Here is an 18,192-nt window from a genome sequence, read left to right on the forward strand (position 1 = left end):
AGCGTCTTCGTATACGGTTTTTTGGGGCTATCGGTATCGATAGCCGACCCGCTTGAGACCGATACCTTTTCACCAGGCCACAGCCATGCCCCGCCGGCCCATGAAGTCACCGGACTTGACAAAAGACGGGATTGTATTGTCTAATCCGTTTTAATCGTTGGAACATGCCGTGACCGGGACCCTGCCCTCCCGGTTCCCCCTGGGATCTGAACCGCAACCGATTGATGACGGGACTGCCATGAAAACCCTCTTCACCGCTGTTTTGTCCGTACTGGCCCTTTTCGGATGTCTGATCACCGCCGCCGCCCTGCCCGGTTTTGCCCGGGCTGAGCCGGACATTCCCGACACGCTCAAGCCCTGGACGTCCTGGGTGCTTCATGACAAGGCGTATTATGCCTGCCCCAGGGCCGCCAATGACGCCGACTCCTTTTTCTGTGTCTGGCCGGGCATTCTGGATCTGGACGTCACCGACACCGGCGGCTCATTCACCCAGACCCTCACCGTCTTTGCCGCCGAAAAAGTGCCCCTGCCGGGGGATCTGTCCCGTCGGCCGCTGACGGTGACCGTTGACGGCAAACCCGCACCGGTGGTGATGTCCGGCGGCGTACCCAGCGTTTTCCTTGACCCCGGCACCCACAGCTTGGCCGGACGCTTTGCCTGGACCCGCCTGCCCGCCTTTTTCCCCGTTCCCGATTACAGCGCCCTGATTTCCCTTCGGGTAAACGGCAGCATCCAGCCCGGATCAGCCCCCGACGAGCAGAACCGTATCTGGCTTCACCGGAACGCCCCGTCTGCCGCGCCCGCCCAGGAAGCGGACCGGCTGGATACGGCCGTGTACCGACGCCTTGTTGACGACCGGCCCGCGGTTCTCGAAACCCGGCTGGATGTGTCGGTGGCCGGAAGCAAGCGCCGGGAAACCCTTTCGCTCAGCCTGCCCGCCCCGTCCCGGATCATCGCCGTTGAAAGCCCCCTGCCCGCCCGGCTCCTCGAAGACGGGACCTTATGGGTGGACGTCAAAGCCGGTTCCTGGTCCATCACCGTCCGCGCGGTGATCGACGGTCCGCTGACGGCCCTGGGTCCCCTGAACACGCCTTACGGTGAAGAAATCTGGGCCTTCAAACCCCGACCGGAACTACGCATGGTCACCATCGACGGCGTTCCGGCCGTGGACCCCGGCCAGACCGGCATGCCCGATAAATGGAAACCCTTAAGTGCCTACCGCATCACCGATCAGGCCCGCATCACCTTCAATGAAAGCAGGCGGGGCTGTACCGACGTCTCCCCCGTGAGTCTGTCTCTTTCCCGCACGCTCTGGCCGGATTTCAACGGCAAGGGCGCGACGGTCCGGGACATGCTGGACGGCGACCTTTCCGCCCGGCATTTTCTATCCCTCACAGGTGACACCTACACCCTGGGCCGCCTGACCTCAAACGGCCGGGACCAGCTGATCACAAAACGCTCCGAGTCGGACACCGGCATCGAACTGGACCGGGGGCCGCTGTCCGTCGAGGCCGTGTCCCGGATCAACGGGAGCCTGTCGGGCCGCCGTCTGGATCTGGGCTGGAACTGTGACTACACCCGCGCGGATGTGACCCTTTCCCTGCCTCCGGGCTGGTCGGTTCTGGGTGTGGGCGGCGCAAAGGCCGAAAAAGGAGCAACCTGGCTGAACCGCTGGTCCATGCTGGATGTGTTTCTGGTTCTCATTGTGGCTTACGGCGCCTTCACGCTGTGGAATCCCGGCTGGGGCCTTCTCTTTCTGGCCGGACTCGTGCTCATGCGCCATGAGGAACTGTCGCCCTTTTTCGGCTGGATGGCCCTGATCCTTGCGGCCCTTCTGATCCGGTTCCGATCCGGCACCTCCGACAAGCGGGGCGGTTTTCTCAAGGGGGTTTACACCCTTTTTCTGGTGCTGGTCTGCCTCCACGGCGCACTGTTCGCCCTGGCCCAGGTCCGGGGAGCCCTCTTTCCCCATCTGCCCGCATGGACCCTGCCCTCACCGTCTTTTGATTATGCCCGAACCGAAGCGGTCATGACGGCCCCGGAGTTTCTCACCGAAAGCGGTTCCCGGGCCATGGACGCCCTGGAGGAAACGGAAGCGGACATGATGCCGGTCATGCCCCGATCAGCCAAAGCGGCGCCCGCGGTTTATCGCCTGACCTCGGAAAACACCGTCACCCAGACCGGCCCGGCCATACCGACCTGGGACGGACGCACCATCACCCTTCACGCCGGACAGGTGCCTGCGGATCATGCCGTCTCCGTCCGATTGATGTCCCCGCTGCAGAACACCCTGCTTTCCTTCATTCGCGTTCTGCTGCTCCTGGTGATGCTGGCCAGGGTTCTTTCCAGGGAATTTCGCGGGTCCGCCCGACAACCCGGACGCCATGGGGCCCTCGCCTGCCTGGTTCCGGCGACCCTTTTCGCCCTTTGCCTTTACGGCACACCGTCACAGGCCCGGGCCGACATTCCCTCGCCCCAGATGCTTGACGACCTGGCGCAGCGGCTTATCGAACCTGCTCCCTGTTTTCCCGATTGCGCCGCCGTATCGGAACTGTCCCTCTCTCTTCCCGACGACGCCGCCGGCGCTTCAGGCAAACAATTCATCCGCATGGATTTCACCGTGAATGCCGCCGTCCGGACCGCCATCCCCCTGCCCTCGGGTCTGGGAACCTGGCAGGTGTACGACCTGACCCTCGACGAGGCCCCCCACCGGGCCATGGTCCGAAAAGACCGGGAGGTCTGGGCCCTGATTCCCCAGGGCGTTCACCGGATCAGCTTAAGGGGACTGGGCCTCGATCGGACCACCTTCCGCTTCGCCTTTCCCCTGGCTCCGGCCCGGATCAGTCTCCAGCCCGGCTCCTGGGAGGTTTCCGGTCTGGATGAAAACCAGCAGGCGCCGAACGGCCTGATCGCCGGCCGATCGCCGGCCGCCCCCCTTCCCGTCGCCGGGGATCGGGACAAAAAAGCCGCCGCCGAACAGCCCATTTCGGGCGTTGTCCGGGTGGAACGCACCCTGACCCTCGATCGGGAATGGACGGTGTCCACCGCCGTCAGACGTCTTTCGGGCAGTGACACCCGGACCCCCGTGATGGTGGCTCTGCCCCTGATCGACGGCGAAATGGTCAAATCCGACCTGCCCGGCCTGACCGTGAGTGAGACCCGGGCCCGAATCGCGCTGGCCCCGGGCAACACCGACCTGACCTTTAGCTCCGCCCTGCCCATCACCGACGGTCTTACCCTGGCCGTTCCCGCCGATGCCGACTGGTCGGAAGTCTGGCGGGTCAAGGCCTCGTCCCGCTGGCACCTGGATGCCCAGGGACCGCCTCAAACCTGCGAAACAAACGGGCAATATGCCACCTGGCACCCCTTTGCCGGTGAGGCCCTCCGTCTGTCGGCGGTCCGGCTCGAACCGGCCGAAGGAGAATTTTTCACCATCGACGCCGCCGATGTGGATTACCGCGTGGGCAAGGGGCCGGGCCTGCTGACCCTGACCTGCCGCCTGCGTTCGAGCAAGGCCCGGACCTTCAGCATCCCCACGCCGGAAGGCTGCATCGTCAAACGCCTTCATGCGGGGTCCCGGGATCTGCCCGTTTCGGGCAGGCCCGGCGTGCTTGACATCCCCCTCCCCCCCGGTGAACAGACCCTGACCGTGGACTGGGACGTGGCCCCCGCCTGGGGCCGGAGCTTTTTTCAGCGTCTGGTCACCCCCGATATGCCCGTTTTTCCGTCCATCGACCTGGGACAGGAGGCCGCAAACATCCGGATGACCATGCACCTTACGGAACCGCACTGGCTCGTCTACACCCATGGTCCCGCATGGGGGCCGGTTCTTCTCAGATGGGGACTCTGGGGGCTTGTGATCGTGGCCGCCGTTCTTTTAGGCCGCCTGGCCGGATCGCCCCTTGGCATCATGCAGTGGCTGATTCTGGGCCTGGGACTTGTGTCCGTCTCCATGCCCCTGACCCTCGTGACGGCGGGCTGGTTTATGGCCATGGAACTCCGCAGGACCCGGTCGCCGGTATCCGCCCTTGGCTTCAACCTCATGCAGGTCGGACTCATTTTCTGGACGGGGCTTGTGGTCTTCGCCGTCTACCAGACCGTGGCCACCGGCCTGCTCGGAACCACGGACATGCTGATTACGGGGAACGGATCCCAAGACGGCCTGCTGGTCTGGACCCGGGACCGGGCCACGGGCGCGCTGCCCAGGCCCTGGGTCGCCGCCTGTGCCGTCCAGACCTTCCAGGGTCTGATGCTGGCCTGGGCGCTGTGGCTGGCCGTCCATCTGCCCGAATGGGCCCGGTTCGCCACGGGTGCCCTGAAGAGCGACGGCTGGTTCCGTCCCCTTTTCTTTTCACGGGCCGGACGAAAACTGAAATAAACCCGGGAGCGTTATGACCCTGATCCAGCGGTTCAAAATCAAGGACACGTTCAGCCTGACGGATATCATGTCGAACCGTTACAAGTGGCTGCCCCATCCCACGGTGCTGTTCGTGTTTTCCATGGCGGCCCTGGGCCTGACGCTGTTTTTATGCATTTTCTGGTACATCGAGGTCAAAAGCGGGCTCGAGGAGTTCATCGACCGCCTGAATTTCAACCCGCTTCTGATCTTCCAGTCCCGGACCTGGGTGGTGATCATCATTTTCACCCTGATCGGCGGAGTGATCCTGGCGGGCATCTTCATGAGTTTCGTTTACTACCAGAAGGTGCTTCACCTGTACAATTACCAGCAGAACTTCATCAACAATTTCACCCATGAACTGAAAACCCCGGTCACATCCCTGAAACTCTACCTGGAAACCTTCCTCAAGCATGACCTTTCAAAGGAGGACCAGCACAAGTACCTGCGCTACATGCTGTCGGACGTGGGGCGGCTTTCGGGAAACATCAACAGCATCCTGAACCTGGCCCGGCTGGAAAGCCACGAATACGAAGGGGAGTTCACCCCCACCGACCCGGCGGCCTTCATCGAAAATTTTCTGAAAACAAGCGGCCATCTGTTTCCCACCTGCACCATCCGCCTTTCGAACCAGTTGAAAAAGCCCCTCACCCTGCCGCTGGACACCCAGCTGTTCGAGATGCTTCTGACCAACATCCTGACCAATGCCGTGAAATACAACCACTGCGACCGATGCGTTGTGGACATCACCCTCTCCGCACGACTGAACCGGCTGTCGATCGGTTTCAGGGACAACGGCATCGGCATTGACAAAAAAGAGCTGAAAAAAATCTTCCGGAAGTTCTATCAGGTGGAAAGTTCAGGAAGCACCTCATCCAAGGGCAGCGGGCTGGGTCTTTATCTGGTCGGCATCATCGCCGGAATCCACGGCGGAGACATCGGCGTGAAAAGTCCGGGACCGGGCAAGGGCAGCGAATTCATCCTGACCCTGCCGATCTTTTCCGTGATTAAAACATTGAAACGGGCATGATTATGGAAAAAAAACGTATTCTGATCGTGGAAGACGAAGAGCATATCGCCGACGGCCTGAAGCTCAACCTGGCCCTCCAGGGCTACGACACCCGGGTGGCAAGAGACGGCGTCGACGCCCTCGACCAATGGAAGGCGTGGCGGCCGGACCTGATCGTTCTGGACATCATGCTTCCCCGCATCGACGGGATTTCCGTGCTGCAGAACATCCGGCTCGAAGATCAGAAAATCCCGATTCTGATTCTCTCGGCCCGAAGCACCCAGGCGGACCGCATCGAAGGTCTGAAACACGGGGTCGACGATTATCTGGCCAAGCCCTTCGATCTGGAGGAATTCCTGCTCCGGATCGAACGCCTGCTCACCCGCATTTCCCTGTATGAAAGCCCCGATCTGTCCGGCGCGGAAAAAATCGGGCCCATGGACCGGATCTACCGCTTCGGCGACAACGAAATCGATTTTGTCGAGTCCACGGCCGTCTGCAAAGCCGGCCGGATCCAGCTCACCGAGCAGGAGATCAAGCTCCTGAAACTGTTCGTGGCCAACCGGGGCAAGGCCCTGTCCCGGCAGAAGCTCCTTGAAATAGGGTGGGGCTACACCCGGAACATGACCACCCGGACCGTGGACAACTTTCTGGTCCGATTCCGGAAATACTTCGAGGACAATCCCAAAAAACCCGTGTATTTCAAAAGCCGCCGCTCGGTGGGATACCTGTTCGATCATGACTGACCCCGACGACGTTGACGTTGATTCCCTGGCGCCCGTTGACATTCCCATCACCGGAACCCTGGACCTGCATCCGTTCCGCCCCGCCGACATTCCCGATCTGATCGGCGAATACATCGAGGCCTGCCGGGAGAAAGGCATTTTGTCTATCCGCCTGATCCACGGAAAAGGCAAGGGCATTCAAAAAGACCGGGTCCGGGGCATCCTCACGGCCCATCCCCATGTCCTTTCCTTTAAAGACGGCGACATGGGCAACTGGGGGGCCACCTGCGCCGTGCTGCTGCCCCGGTGACAGACCCCGCTCGAAAACCGCCGTTTACCCTGGAGCCCGGCTGCGGAACGTTTGACAAGCACCGGCCAATCTGTTAACGTCTAAGCAACACATTTTACAATGTTATTTCGTTCGCGTGGCATGTGATCCCAATAAATCGCCTGACGGTCCCTGATTCTCCGGTTGAGGAGTTTTGTCGTGACGGATCCCCAGTCCCAGAAAATCGTCGCTGCCTGTGTGTACTGCAAGTCACTGTACCGGGTCCCCCGCTCGTTTATCGGCAGACCCGTCACCTGCCCCCGCTGCAGGCGGTCGTTTACCGCGGAGGAGACGAGGGTCCGGTCTTCCAGTACCCAGGATGAGGGCCTGCTGCTGTGCAAAATCGCCCTCAACTACGGATTCATCGGGGAAGAGGCCCTCAAGGCCGTCATGACCGACTATGCCGTACAGGCTCTGAAAAGCACGCCCAAGACCTTTGAAAGCCTGCTTGTGAGCCGCGGCGGCGTCTCCGCCGAGCGCCTTGGGCTGATCAAGGACATCCGCCGGAACTGGGACCTGCGCCTGGCTGAAAAACGGTTCGCCGATGATGCCGTGGCCTTTGGCTTCATCAGCCGGAGTACGGCCAGAGAAGCCCTGGCCCGCCAGGCCCGGCTCTTCGGAGAAACCCGTCAGGTGACCCTGCTCAGCGACATGCTCGTCGCATCCGGCGACCTGACGGCCGACCAGTGCCGGAAAATTCTCGACGGCCCGATAAACGGCACGGCCCGGAAACCCCGACCCGATACGGCCCCTGCCCGGACAACACCTCCCATGACGGCGACGCCGTCGTCGTCTGCGCCAAGGCCGTCGGCCCGTACCGAAGCCGTCCCGGCACAGGACGCCGAGCCCCCAAAAGCCGCCGAACGGCCACAGCCTGCCGTACAGCCTGAGACCGCGGCCCCGCTGCCACCTGAACCCTCACCCGAACCGGCCAGGCCTGACCCCGCGCCTGACCGCCACACCGCAGCTCACGCACCGGAACCCGTTTCACCGACGGCTGCGCCCCACACCGAGCCGTCCATCGCCCCTCCTGGGGATGACGATGAAACAATCCCTCCGGCCGCAGAGACCGCCGACACGACCCCGCCGGCCCCCGAACCGCCGGCCGCCCCGCCTGTTTCCCCGCCGGACGCTCCGCCCCGGGCGGTGTCCTCCGATATGCCCCCCGGTGACACAGGTCGGATCATCCCCATCAAAGGGCTCGAACTGATCATCGACGACGAAGGCCTGACCGCCACGCTGAAGGTGCCCGACGGTGTGGACCCCCATGCGGCGAGTATCCAGGATATCCGGGATGTTCTGATCGAGGAGGGGATTGTCTACGGCATTGTCGAAGATTCCCTGATCCGGGGCTTTCTGAACTCCAAAATCTTCCGGGAGAAACCCTTCACCGTCGCCGAGGGCATCGCGCCCCGCCCCGGCATCCAGGGAAAGATCCGCTATCACTTTGACACGGATTATCTGAAAATCGGGTCCATCACGGAGTCGGGCAACATCGACTTCAAAAACCGCGGGGAAATCCCCTATGTGGAAGAGGGCACCCTTTTGGCCGAAATCACCCCGTCGGTCCAGGGGAAATCCGGTCGGGACATTTACGGCCGCGATCTTCTGGTCGAAAAGGTTCCGGAGATGATACTGCGATGCGACACGGGGACCCGGCAGTCCGACGACAAAACCCGGATCTACGCCGCCGTCAGCGGCCAGCCCAAACTGAACTTCGGGGACCGGATCCAGGTGCTGTCCGAGCTGACCATTCCCGGAGACGTGGGCTTCGAAACCGGCCATGTGGAATTTGAAGGCAACGTCATCATCAAGGGCGCCGTTCTGGAAGATTTCATCGTCAAGGGGGCCACCGTCACGGCCAGAGAGGTCATCGGCGCGACCATCTTCGCCGGCGGCGACCTGACGGTCCACGACGGCATATCCAATTCGACCCTCCACGTGGTGGGCAACATCCAGGCCAAATTCATCCACAAAAGCATCATCCACGCCTACGGCAACGTCGAGGCGGACAAGGAAATCATCGACTGCCGCATCGAAAACAGCGGGGCCTGCCTGGTGGAACGGGGAAAAATCATCTCTTCGGAGATTTCGTCGAAACTGGGCATCACGGCCAAGGAGGTCGGCACCGAAATGTCGCACCCCTGCAAGCTCCGCATCGGCGTGGACGATCACATCACCCGGGAAATCGGCGTCATCGACGAGGATATCGAGGCCTACGGGGAAAAGCTGGCCGACATGGAAAAAACCCTGGCGGAATTTGGCGAACAGGAAAAGGAAAGCCACCGGCAGATCACGGCCCTGGCCCACGTCCAGGACCGGGCCCAGCTGGAACAGAAAACCCTCCGCGCCCGGCTGGAAACCTTGGGGGCCACCGGCACCCCCGAGAATGTCGATGCCGTCGAGGCCCGCATCGCGGAGCTGGATCACAAGGCCCGGGAGGCCGACGAGGCCATCAACCGGCATTTTGATGAACAGGACAAACTGGTGGCGGCCCGTGACGCCTGCCAGGAACGCATTGATCAGTGCCTTTCACGCATCGAGGAACTGAAGCAGCAGAAAAAAGACAAAATCGCATGGGCCCGAAGTATCCGGGGGACGGCCTACCTGAAAACCACCGGCCCCGTGTTTGCCGGCACCGCCGTCTCCGGCCCGCACTGCACGAAAGTGTTCAAGGAAACCACCCGCCACGTCCGTCTCCACGAAGCGGCATCCAAGGACGCCCCCGAAGGCTGGGAAATGAAACTGTCCTGAAGCAGCCGGCATTCCCGTTTTCTTCCATAACGAATCATGATGAACTTGTAAAAGTCATCAAAGGCCGGCAAAGAAAAAAGTTCGAGTTCAAGGCGTCGCGAATCCCGAGGAATGAGGCGTACTTAGGTACGCCGCAGTGACGAGGGATGAAGCGCAACGTAGAAATCGGACTTTTTACGAAGCCGTCAATCATGATACACAAGCTGACCATGTCATCGATACCGAACACGAAACCTGCTGACGGGAGATAACGCGCATGGATCATTTATACAGGAATCTGGCCCTCAATCTGGTGAGGGTCACCGAGGCGGCCGCCCTTTCGGCCGCCAAGTTTCTGGGACGGGGGCTCAAGGAGGAAGGCGACGGCGCCGCGGTGTCGGCCATGCGGGCCGCCTTTGCAGACATCGACATCAACGGCACCGTCATCATCGGCGAAGGTGAAAAAGACCAGGCGCCCATGCTGTACAACGGGGAAAAGGTCGGCAACGGCCAGGGGCTGGCCCTGGATCTGGCCATCGATCCGGTGGAGGGCACCAACCTTCTGGCCCTGGGACGGCCCAACGCCATTGCCGTGGTCGGCGCGGCACCGGCCGGGTCCATGTACGACCCCGGCCCCAGTTACTACATGAAAAAAATCGTGGTGCCCGAAGCGGCCCGGAACGTGGTGGACATAGACGCCCCCGTGGCCGACACGATCTTTGCCGTCGCCCGGGCTCTGGGCAAGAGTCCCGATGAACTGGTGGTCTTCGTCCTCGACAAACCCCGACACAAAGACCTGATCCGGGACATCCGCAAAACCGGGGCCTGCATCCAGCTCCACACCGACGGCGATGTGGCCGGATCCCTGATGGTGGTCAACCCCAGGTCCGAGGTGGATGTGATGATGGGCACCGGCGGCACCCCCGAAGGCGTGCTGTCCGCCTGCGCCATAAGGGCACTGGGCGGTCAGATGTACGCCCGCCTGGATCCCCAGGGTGAGGCGGAAAAAGAGGCGCTCCTCCGCCACGGCGCCGATCTTGACAGTGTGTTCACCGTCGAGCATCTGGTCCGCAGCCCCGACGTGTTCTTCGCCGCCACCGGTATCTCCGGCGGCACCTTTCTGAGGCGGGTGAAATTCCATGCCCGGGGCGCCACGTCCCACTCGCTGGTGATGAACGGCAAGACACGGACCATCCGGTTCATCGAGTCCCACCACGCCATCTGAAAAGACGCCGGAATCGAAGGCCGGACATGGCGGTTTTCATGCTGAAAAATCGCCATGCCTCGCCCGATAAATCGGATTTGACAAACAATCGGGAAGCATGATAGATCGTCATTGATTTCAAGGCCTATCCCGGAATCAGGCTTCGCGCCGGGGGTAACGAACCGCCGTTTGGGACCCCCGGGACGCCCTGGGACTTGCCGCCTCACCGCCCATGTTCACCGAGCCCCTCACCGGCCCTGTGACGGCCTGCGGCGAAAGACACCCATCCGCGTCCATTCCCTGCCGGAGCTTTTTTTACGCGTTCAAACCGGCTGTCTGACATTCACATGATTGAAAAGGAAACCTGAAATGAAACGATTGAAGTGGAGTATTATAGTACTGATGCTTGTGGTTGCCATGGGTCTTTTCTCGGTCGAAAGGGGCCGGGCGAACGACATGGACGCGTCGGATGACACGGTCGTGACCGAGGAAGACGCCTCACCGGAAACCGATCTGTACCTCGAAGAGGACAACGCCGAGGAAAGCTACTATTCGGACGAGGAAAGCATGGACGACGAGGGCGAGGCCGTTGAGCCCGACGGGGAAACCATGGACGCCGACGAGGAAGCCGACACCGACGAAGAGTAAACGCGCCTGCGAATCAACCCCGACCTGTGCAGGTCCCACAAAGGCCGGTCGCCACACTGGCGCCGGCCTTTTTTTCTTCCATCCCCCGAATCCTTATTTGAAACTCAGTACGGGAGCGGGCTGAGTCTTTTTCCTTTACCCCACCTTTTTTTTACATTACACATGAATGCGCGTGGCCGGGCGATCCGGGAAAATGCCGACAGAAACATCCATCACGACACAAGGAAACCGGAGCATGGGCGGACAGATTCGAAAACTCGCGGGGCAGACCATGGTTTACGGTCTGAGCAGCATCGTGGGACGGGTCCTGAATTTTCTTCTGGTGCCGCTTTATGTCCGGACCTTCACCGAAGGCGAGTACGGTATTTACACCAACATCTATGCCTACTTCACCTTTTTGAACATCCTTTACACCTACGGCATGGAAACGGCCTACTTCCGGTTTGTCAGCAGGGAGGATGACCCCGAAAAGGTGTTCAGCACCGTCACCCTGTCCCTGGCCGCATCCACGGCCTTGTTCTCCCTGGCCCTTTTTCTGGGGCGGGATGCTCTGTGCTCTGTCATGGGGTACCGGGGCCATCCGGAATACATCATCTGGATGATGAGCATCCTGGCGCTGGATACCCTGGCTGTCACCTCCTTCGCGGCACTGCGCCACCGTCAGCGTCCGGCCGCCTTCGCCCTGATCCGCATCGCAGGCATCCTGATCAACGTGGGCTTCAACCTGTTCTTTCTGGTCCTCTGCCCCCGACTGCTCGGCTCAGACCGGTTTACGGCCCTTCATCCTCTGATCGATGCGGTCTACTCCCCGGCCACGGGCATCGGTTACATTTTCATTTCCAACATCATCGCCAGCGCCGTCACGCTGCTGCTTCTGAGCGGCGAGCTGTCCCGGATCCGTTTGGCCCTGGATCTTGGGCTGATCCGGCGCATGCTGGCCTATGCCTCCCCCCTGGTGGTGGTAGGCTTCGCGGGCATGATCAACGACAACCTGGACCGGACCCTGCTCAAGCACCTCCTGCCCCATGACCCGGCAGAAAACGATATCCTTCTGGGCATTTACGGGGCAAACGCCAAGCTCGCGGTCTTCATGGTCCTGATTACCCAGGCCTTCAAGTACGCCGCCGAGCCCTTTTTCTTTCTCCAGGCCGCAAAAGACGACGCAAAAAAAACCTATGCGGACGTGATGCTGTACTTCGTGATTTTCGGGCTTCTGCTTTTTCTTTTCGTGGACATGAATCTGGATCTGTTCAAATACCTGGTGGGCCGGGAAGGGTCACGCTACCACGAGGGGCTGTTCATCGTGCCCATTTTGCTCATGGCCAATCTGTTTCTGGGCATCTACTACAATCTGTCGATCTGGTACAAACTCAGCGATCAGACCCTTCAAGGCGCGCTGATCGCCCTGGCGGGCGCGGCGGTCACCCTCGTGTTCAACCTCGCTTTGGTTCCCCGCTTCGGTTACGGGGCCGCCGCCTGGACCAAACTGGCCTGCTACATCGTGATGGTGGCGCTGTCTTACGAGGTCGGCCGACGGATCTTTCCGGTGGCCTATTCCCTCAAACGGCTTGGGATCTATTTTCTCGTCGCCCTTTTCATTCACGGCCTTTTCACCCGGGTTCACGGCGGGGCCGTCTTCCGGCTGGTCGTCGGCAATTTTCTGATTTCCGCCTTCGTCGTCTTCGTCCTGATCTATGAAAAGATCCCCCTGCGCCGCCTGATCCGCCTTGGCCGATAAGGGCGGCGCGTCAGAGGTCGGTGAAGTATTTCATCGACGTCTTCTTCAATTCCTTCCGGCTGAAAAGAACCGAATAGACCGACACCCCGGTGGCCTCGGAAATCCGGCGGGCCGTGTCCAGGCAATCGTCTTCACTGGTGGCGTGCACCATGGTGTAGACGTTGTAGGGCCAGTCCGGCGCCGGATCCCTTCGGTAGCAGTGGGACACTTCGGAAAAGGCGGCCATGGTCTCTCCCACGGTCTGGACCTTATCCTCGTCCACCTGCCAGGCCACCATGGCGTTGGCCGTGAAGCCGGATTTCTGATGCCGCAGGGTGGCTCCGAACCGCCGGATCACCCCCCGGTCGGCCAGCCCCTTGAGGACGGTCAAAAATTCATCGACGGAAACCCCCACCGTTTCGGCCAGCTCGAGGTAGGGGTTTTCCGAAACGGGAATATCTCCCTGGATCGCGGCGATCACTTTTTTTTCAAGTGTTGAAAGCATGTGTATAGCTCCTTGGCATCCGGGATCACCCGTTGATTTTTTCCGGAAAGAGGCTTTTGACCCCGGCTTCCGAGGCCGCACAGATTCCCCGCTCGGTGATGAACCCCGTCACCAGCCGGGCCGGGGTCACGTCAAAGGCGTAATTGGCCGCAGGCGAGGTCTCGGGGGGCACCAGCACCTCGACAATGGCGCCCTGATACAGACCCTGAACAAAGCGGACCTCGTCGGGGTTTCTGAGTTCGATGGGAATGTCGGCGATACCGTTTTGAAGGGTCCAGTCAAAGGTCGACGACGGCAGGGCCACATAAAACGGAATGCCGTTGTCCCTTGCGGCCAGAGCCTTGAGGTAAGTGCCGATCTTGTTGGCCACGTCGCCGGTGTAGGTGGTGCGGTCCGTGCCCGTGATCACCAGATCCACCAGGCCGTGCTGCATCAGATGGCCGCCGGCGTTATCGGTGATCACGGTGTGGGCGATGCCGTGTTTGCCCAACTCCCAGGCCGTCAGCCGGGATCCCTGGTTGAGGGGACGGGTCTCGTCGACCCAGACGTGGATGTCGATGCCCCGGTTATGGGCCTCGTACATGGGGGCCGTGGCCGTGCCGAAATCCACGCAGGCCAGCCAACCGGCGTTGCAATGGGTGAGGATGTTGACGGGGCCGCCCTGTTTCCTGCGGGCGATCTCCTCGATGAGGGTCACCCCGTACTCACCGATCTTCCGGCAGTTGTCGGCCTCGTCGTCGGTGATGCGGTCGGCGGCCTTCCGGGCCAGCCGGATCCGTTCGGCCGGGTCGGGCTCCTTCCTTAGCATCTCAAGCACCGTGTCCACGGCCCAGGCCAGATTCACCGCCGTGGGACGGGCCGCCCGGAGGCGATCACATTCACGTTCAAGAGCCGAAAGCCCGCCGTCGGCTTCGTTTATCGTCGCCAGATAGACCCCGTAGGCGCCGGTGGCGCCGATCAGAGGCGCGCCCCGGACCACCATCTCCCGGATGGCGAAGATGGTCTGATCCACCGTGCAAAGATCCAGCACTTCAAAGGCGTGGGGCAGCTTTCGCTGATCGATGACCTGAACCACCGCCCCGTCGTCGGGGCTCACCCAGATGGGCCTCATATCCGTTCCATTGACCTTCATCGTCCGTTTTCCTCATCTCGTCAAAAAATATTGTCAAGCCCCAAAGATTCACGTATAAGCCTTTGTGAGCATTTTCAGCAGGATAAAACATGGCCGGCCGTCTTAACGGCAACCATTCAGGCCGTGTTTTATCAGACAAACCAAAAAATGTACACCCGGGAATCGGATCGTCGGAGACCCGGTTTCACTTCGAAGGAGTTTCCATGGTAAAAGTCGGCATCATCGGCGGATCGGGCCTGGACGACCCGGACATTCTGGATTGTCCCGAAGAAATCACGGCAGACACCCCCTACGGCAGCCCGTCCTCTCCCCTGACCCTGGGCCGGATCCACGGCACCGAGGTGGTGATCCTGGCCCGCCACGGAAGAAAACACCAGTTCAGCCCCACCCAGGTGAACAACCGGGCCAACATCCACGCCATGAAAGAACAGGGGGTCACCCATATCCTGGCCACCACGGCCTGCGGCAGTCTCCGCCGGGAAATCGACCGGGGCCACATGGTGATCCTCGACCAGTTCATCGATTTCACGCGATTCAGGAACAACACCTTTTTCACCTGCTTTCAAAACGGGGCCGAACACACGGGCATGGCCGAGCCCTTCGACGAAACGCTCCGGCAGCATCTTTACGACACGGCCGTCGAACTGGGCGTGACCGTCCATCCCCGGGGCACAGTCGTCACCATCGAAGGCCCCCGGTTTTCCACCCGGGCCGAATCCAACATGTTCCGCATCTGGGGCGCCGACGTGATCAACATGTCCACGGCCCCCGAGGCCATGCTGGCCAACGAAGCGAAAATCCCCTACGCCGCCGTGGCCATGTCCACCGATTACGACTGCTGGAAAACCGACGAGGCGCCGGTGTCCTGGGACGAAATCCTCGAGGTCTTCCACCAAAATGCCCATCGGGTCAAAGAAATTCTCATCAACACCATATCGAAAATCAAGTGAGGCTTTATGAATTTTGCAGACAGCATCCGTTCCATCCCCGACTGGCCCATCAAGGGCGTGATCTTCCGTGACCTGACCACCCTGATGCAGGAGCCTGCGTCCTACACCGCCGCCTGCGACGCCTTTTACAACCGATACAAGGACATGAACATCGACAAGGTGGTGGGCATCGACGCCCGGGGCTTCGTGTTCGGGGGGGTCCTGGCCTATCTGCTCAAGGTCGGATTCGTGCCGGTGCGCAAAAAGGGCAAGCTGCCCCACACCACCATCGCCGAAGCCTATTCACTGGAATACGGCACCGATACCGTTGAGATGCACAAAGACGCCGTCAGCACCGGCGAGCGGGTGGTGATCGTCGACGACCTGATCGCCACCGGCGGCACCATCGAAGCGGCCGTCAAGCTGGTCAAGCGCCTGGGGGGAGACATCGTGGAATGCGCCTTCATCGTCGAGCTGCCCGATCTCAAGGGCCGGGATCGCATCCCCGACCAGAAGATCTTCACCCTCTGTGAATTTGACGGCGACTGATCGACCGCGGTTATCCGTAAAGCTGCAGGGCCTTGAAAATCGTCAGGGCTCCCATGGCAAGGGTCAGGCCTCCGATGACGAGTTTCAACTGGTCCTCGGAGGCTTTTTTGATGGCGAAGACGGAAAACGGCACGGAAATCAAGGCACCGGCACACATGGGAACAAACAGCGGCAGGTTCACATAGCCGCCCCGGGCCAGAAAAAACCCGGCGGCCACCAGGCAGGTAAAGGCCTCGGCAAAGGACGTGATCCCCACGGCGGATTTTCCCGGAACCCCGGAAAGGATCTGGCCGCAGGTGACCAGCGGCCCGTAGCCCCCGCCGCTGACTGCCTTGTTGAACGAGGCGAGGCTCGACAGAACCACCATTTTCCAGTTCCGGTACGCGATGATCTGATGGGACAAAAGGATCACGAACAGACCGGACGTCAGAATGATGCAGCCAATGGCCATGCGCAGCAGGTTCTGAGGCAGGGCAAGCGCCAGACAGACCCCGACCGCCACCCCGACCACACTGCCCCCGGCGAGAATGAAGGCCGGACCCATGTCCCGTCCCCCGACAACCAGATCCACGTTCTTGATCTCATTGTGAAAAAATGCCGCCGTGAAGCCGCTGAGCAGTTCGGACATCAATATGGTCGGCACGATGTCCGAGGGCCCGTAACCCATAAACATCAGGGCGGGAGTCAATATGGTGCCGTACCCCATGCCCAGACCGCTGTCGATCAGCTCGCAGGCGAAGCACAGACCGAAAATCATCAGAACCGGGCCGCCGGTCAGACCCGCAACCCGGGTCGCCAGAACAAAAAACACCAGGACACTGACGATCCAGAGCGTGCTTTTGGTCGAATAGGTCATGGCTTCCTCATGCCCATAAGGAGCGCGGCGGGGCAGCCCATGTTCAGGGAGATCTCGGCGGCGGCCTGACGCAGGCGATCGGCCGGCTCGGAAAGATCGTGACGGTCCGGCAGGCCGGGCCCGCCCGACAGGCTGACGGCGCAGGTGGCCCGACCCGCGGCGTCGAAAACCGGAGCCGCGATGCAGGACAGGCCGTGCAGGTATTCTTCCGATTCCCGGGCGTATCCCCTGGCCCGGGCCTCTTCGAGTTCAGCTTCGAGGGCAGCCGGGTCGGTGAGGGTCCGGGCCGTGTAGCCGGTCATACAGATTCTCTGAAAAAAGGCGTCGAGGGCCTGGGGCGTGAAGGTGGACAGGATGGCCTTGCCCACGCCGGTGCAGTAGGCCGGAACCCGGGGCCCCAGGCCAAGCTGCCGGAACAGAAAGGAATCGTCCACCGTGGGAAACAGATTCAGGGTGATCAGGACAAAGTCCCGGTCCCAGGTACCCAGACGGACCATCAGCCCCGTATCCCGGGCCAGACGCTGGCCCACCGATCCCCCCACCTGATTGATTTTGAGGGTGCCGGACAAAATGGTCCCAAGTTCATGGATGCGCAGGCCCAATGAATATTTGCGGGTTTCTTTGTCCTGAATCAGAAAATCCTGTTCGATCAGGGTCTGGACCAGGCCGTGAATGGTGGGTTTGGGCAGATTCATCTGCCGACTGATATCGGTGATGCCCAGACGGGGCGTCTCCGGGGTGAACAGGGTCAGAATCGTGATGGCACGCTTTACCGACTGAATGGACATGACATTTATCTTCGCTTGGACGCACGGGACAAACGGTTCATAAAGGCCTGCCCCCCATGGCGATGTTTCCACCGGACCGTCCCCACGCGCATGATCAATCCGGCAGGCATCCCACACCACCTTCCATGCACACGTCTTCCATGACTATTACATCCCCCGGGCCATGTCAAACACCAAGTTCGATTCACGCCCCGGGGGGGGATTGACGGCCTTGACACCCGGAACCCTCATACCGTTTCCATTCCGGATCACCGCGCCCATGATGCGGATGGGCCCTTTCGGTCACGGGATCGATTTAGGCCCAATTTTCAACGGCCAGACCTTCAATCCTGCTGAATTCTTTTGTGTTATTGGTAATGATGATCAGATCGCGACTGAGGGCATGGGCCCCGATAAGCAAATCAAGGGGACCGATCGTTTGACCCGTTTGTTCAAGTTGAGATCGAATATCGCCATACGCACAAGCCGCTTCCGAATCATAGGGCAACATTTCAAACGGCATTAAAAACTCATTCAAACGCTTTGCGTTTTCAGTTTTTTGAGTACTTTTCGCAACCCCGTATCGAAGTTCAGTGACGGATAGTGATGATATGCCGATCTGATACGGCTCTAAGGTGAGGGGCTTTCCCCTTGAGAAAAGCTACAGATTTATTAACCACCCGTTCGCTGCGCT

At 60.7% G+C, this 18,192-nt stretch carries 15 protein-coding genes; 10 read left to right on the top strand and 5 right to left on the bottom strand.

Annotation, left to right across the window (positions count from 1 at the left end; all coding sequences use genetic code 11):
- Window positions 1–238: 238 nt before the first annotated feature.
- The 8 genes from ACYQ11_RS19900 (at window position 239) to ACYQ11_RS19935 (ending at window position 12,781) form a co-directional block, all read left to right on the top strand.
- Window positions 239–4,378 (top strand): hypothetical protein, encoded by a 4,140-nt coding sequence (locus ACYQ11_RS19900; RefSeq protein WP_459925576.1) that lies wholly within the window; start codon window positions 239–241, stop codon window positions 4,376–4,378.
- A gap of 13 nt (window positions 4,379–4,391) precedes the next feature.
- Window positions 4,392–5,426 (top strand): sensor histidine kinase, encoded by a 1,035-nt coding sequence (locus ACYQ11_RS19905; RefSeq protein WP_459925577.1) that lies wholly within the window; start codon window positions 4,392–4,394, stop codon window positions 5,424–5,426.
- A gap of 2 nt (window positions 5,427–5,428) precedes the next feature.
- Window positions 5,429–6,151, top strand: coding sequence for a response regulator transcription factor (locus tag ACYQ11_RS19910; protein ID WP_459925578.1), 723 nt, complete (start codon window positions 5,429–5,431; stop codon window positions 6,149–6,151).
- A complete protein-coding gene (locus tag ACYQ11_RS19915; protein ID WP_459925579.1) occupies window positions 6,144–6,440 on the top strand; it encodes a Smr/MutS family protein in 297 nt (98 codons plus the stop codon). Before ACYQ11_RS19910 ends, ACYQ11_RS19915 begins: the two co-directional genes overlap by 8 nt.
- 177 nt (window positions 6,441–6,617) lie before the next feature.
- The gene (locus ACYQ11_RS19920; RefSeq protein WP_459925580.1) at window positions 6,618–9,212 is read left to right on the top strand and encodes a FapA family protein; all 2,595 of its coding nucleotides are present in this window, start codon (window positions 6,618–6,620) and stop codon (window positions 9,210–9,212) included.
- 256 nt (window positions 9,213–9,468) lie between these two features.
- Entirely contained in the window at window positions 9,469–10,416 is a 948-nt protein-coding gene (gene glpX / locus ACYQ11_RS19925; RefSeq protein ID WP_459925581.1) for a class II fructose-bisphosphatase, read from the top strand.
- Window positions 10,417–10,764: 348 nt separating this feature from the next.
- Window positions 10,765–11,043 carry a hypothetical protein gene (locus tag ACYQ11_RS19930; protein WP_459925582.1) on the top strand — a complete coding sequence of 93 codons (279 nt, stop codon included), beginning with the start codon at window positions 10,765–10,767 and terminating at the stop codon, window positions 11,041–11,043.
- Window positions 11,044–11,278: 235 nt separating this feature from the next.
- Window positions 11,279–12,781: a lipopolysaccharide biosynthesis protein gene (locus ACYQ11_RS19935; RefSeq protein WP_459925583.1), complete on the top strand. Its 1,503-nt coding sequence runs from the start codon at window positions 11,279–11,281 to the stop codon at window positions 12,779–12,781.
- A 10-nt stretch (window positions 12,782–12,791) separates the two neighbouring features.
- On the opposite strand, the gene ahbB is transcribed toward ACYQ11_RS19935, so the two are convergent.
- Both ahbB and mtnA read right to left on the bottom strand, forming a co-directional pair.
- Window positions 12,792–13,265 (bottom strand): siroheme decarboxylase subunit beta, encoded by a 474-nt coding sequence (gene ahbB, locus ACYQ11_RS19940; protein WP_459925584.1) that lies wholly within the window; start codon window positions 13,263–13,265, stop codon window positions 12,792–12,794.
- 25 nt (window positions 13,266–13,290) lie between these two features.
- A complete protein-coding gene (gene mtnA / locus ACYQ11_RS19945; protein ID WP_459925585.1) occupies window positions 13,291–14,397 on the bottom strand; it encodes an S-methyl-5-thioribose-1-phosphate isomerase in 1,107 nt (368 codons plus the stop codon).
- A 203-nt stretch (window positions 14,398–14,600) separates the two neighbouring features.
- Here mtnA and mtnP point away from each other — a divergent pair, with 203 nt between their 5' ends.
- Entirely contained in the window at window positions 14,601–15,347 is a 747-nt protein-coding gene (mtnP, locus tag ACYQ11_RS19950) for an S-methyl-5'-thioadenosine phosphorylase (RefSeq protein WP_459925586.1), read from the top strand.
- Window positions 15,348–15,353: 6 nt separating this feature from the next.
- The gene (locus tag ACYQ11_RS19955) at window positions 15,354–15,875 is read left to right on the top strand and encodes an adenine phosphoribosyltransferase (protein WP_459925587.1); all 522 of its coding nucleotides are present in this window, start codon (window positions 15,354–15,356) and stop codon (window positions 15,873–15,875) included.
- A 10-nt stretch (window positions 15,876–15,885) separates the two neighbouring features.
- Here the strand turns inward: ACYQ11_RS19955 and ACYQ11_RS19960 are convergent, their stop codons facing one another.
- From ACYQ11_RS19960 to ACYQ11_RS19970, 3 genes are all read right to left on the bottom strand, one after another.
- Entirely contained in the window at window positions 15,886–16,731 is an 846-nt protein-coding gene (locus tag ACYQ11_RS19960) for a sulfite exporter TauE/SafE family protein (protein ID WP_459925588.1), read from the bottom strand.
- Window positions 16,728–17,519 (bottom strand): IclR family transcriptional regulator, encoded by a 792-nt coding sequence (locus tag ACYQ11_RS19965; RefSeq protein WP_459925589.1) that lies wholly within the window; start codon window positions 17,517–17,519, stop codon window positions 16,728–16,730. Before ACYQ11_RS19965 ends, ACYQ11_RS19960 begins: the two co-directional genes overlap by 4 nt.
- Before the next feature lie 295 nt (window positions 17,520–17,814).
- Complete coding sequence (locus ACYQ11_RS19970; protein ID WP_459925590.1) at window positions 17,815–18,117, bottom strand: PIN domain-containing protein; 303 nt, start codon at window positions 18,115–18,117, stop codon at window positions 17,815–17,817.
- Between the last annotated feature and the right edge of the window lie 75 nt (window positions 18,118–18,192).

The organism is Desulfatiferula olefinivorans (assembly GCF_054657895.1).

What these genes read in the sequence shown, in the direction of transcription:
- ACYQ11_RS19965 (WP_459925589.1), bottom strand. Translation starts at nt 17,519, where the DNA reads ATGTCCATTCAGTCGGTAAAGCGTGCCATCACGATTCTGACCCTGTTC.
- ACYQ11_RS19905 (WP_459925577.1), top strand. Translation starts at nt 4,392, where the DNA reads ATGACCCTGATCCAGCGGTTCAAAATCAAGGACACGTTCAGCCTGACG.
- ACYQ11_RS19960 (WP_459925588.1), bottom strand. Translation starts at nt 16,731, where the DNA reads ATGACCTATTCGACCAAAAGCACGCTCTGGATCGTCAGTGTCCTGGTG.
- mtnP (WP_459925586.1), top strand. Translation starts at nt 14,601, where the DNA reads ATGGTAAAAGTCGGCATCATCGGCGGATCGGGCCTGGACGACCCGGAC.
- ACYQ11_RS19915 (WP_459925579.1), top strand. Translation starts at nt 6,144, where the DNA reads ATGACTGACCCCGACGACGTTGACGTTGATTCCCTGGCGCCCGTTGAC.
- glpX (WP_459925581.1), top strand. Translation starts at nt 9,469, where the DNA reads ATGGATCATTTATACAGGAATCTGGCCCTCAATCTGGTGAGGGTCACC.
- ACYQ11_RS19910 (WP_459925578.1), top strand. Translation starts at nt 5,429, where the DNA reads ATGGAAAAAAAACGTATTCTGATCGTGGAAGACGAAGAGCATATCGCC.
- ahbB (WP_459925584.1), bottom strand. Translation starts at nt 13,265, where the DNA reads ATGCTTTCAACACTTGAAAAAAAAGTGATCGCCGCGATCCAGGGAGAT.
- ACYQ11_RS19955 (WP_459925587.1), top strand. Translation starts at nt 15,354, where the DNA reads ATGAATTTTGCAGACAGCATCCGTTCCATCCCCGACTGGCCCATCAAG.
- ACYQ11_RS19900 (WP_459925576.1), top strand. Translation starts at nt 239, where the DNA reads ATGAAAACCCTCTTCACCGCTGTTTTGTCCGTACTGGCCCTTTTCGGA.
- ACYQ11_RS19935 (WP_459925583.1), top strand. Translation starts at nt 11,279, where the DNA reads ATGGGCGGACAGATTCGAAAACTCGCGGGGCAGACCATGGTTTACGGT.
- mtnA (WP_459925585.1), bottom strand. Translation starts at nt 14,397, where the DNA reads ATGAAGGTCAATGGAACGGATATGAGGCCCATCTGGGTGAGCCCCGAC.
- ACYQ11_RS19930 (WP_459925582.1), top strand. Translation starts at nt 10,765, where the DNA reads ATGAAACGATTGAAGTGGAGTATTATAGTACTGATGCTTGTGGTTGCC.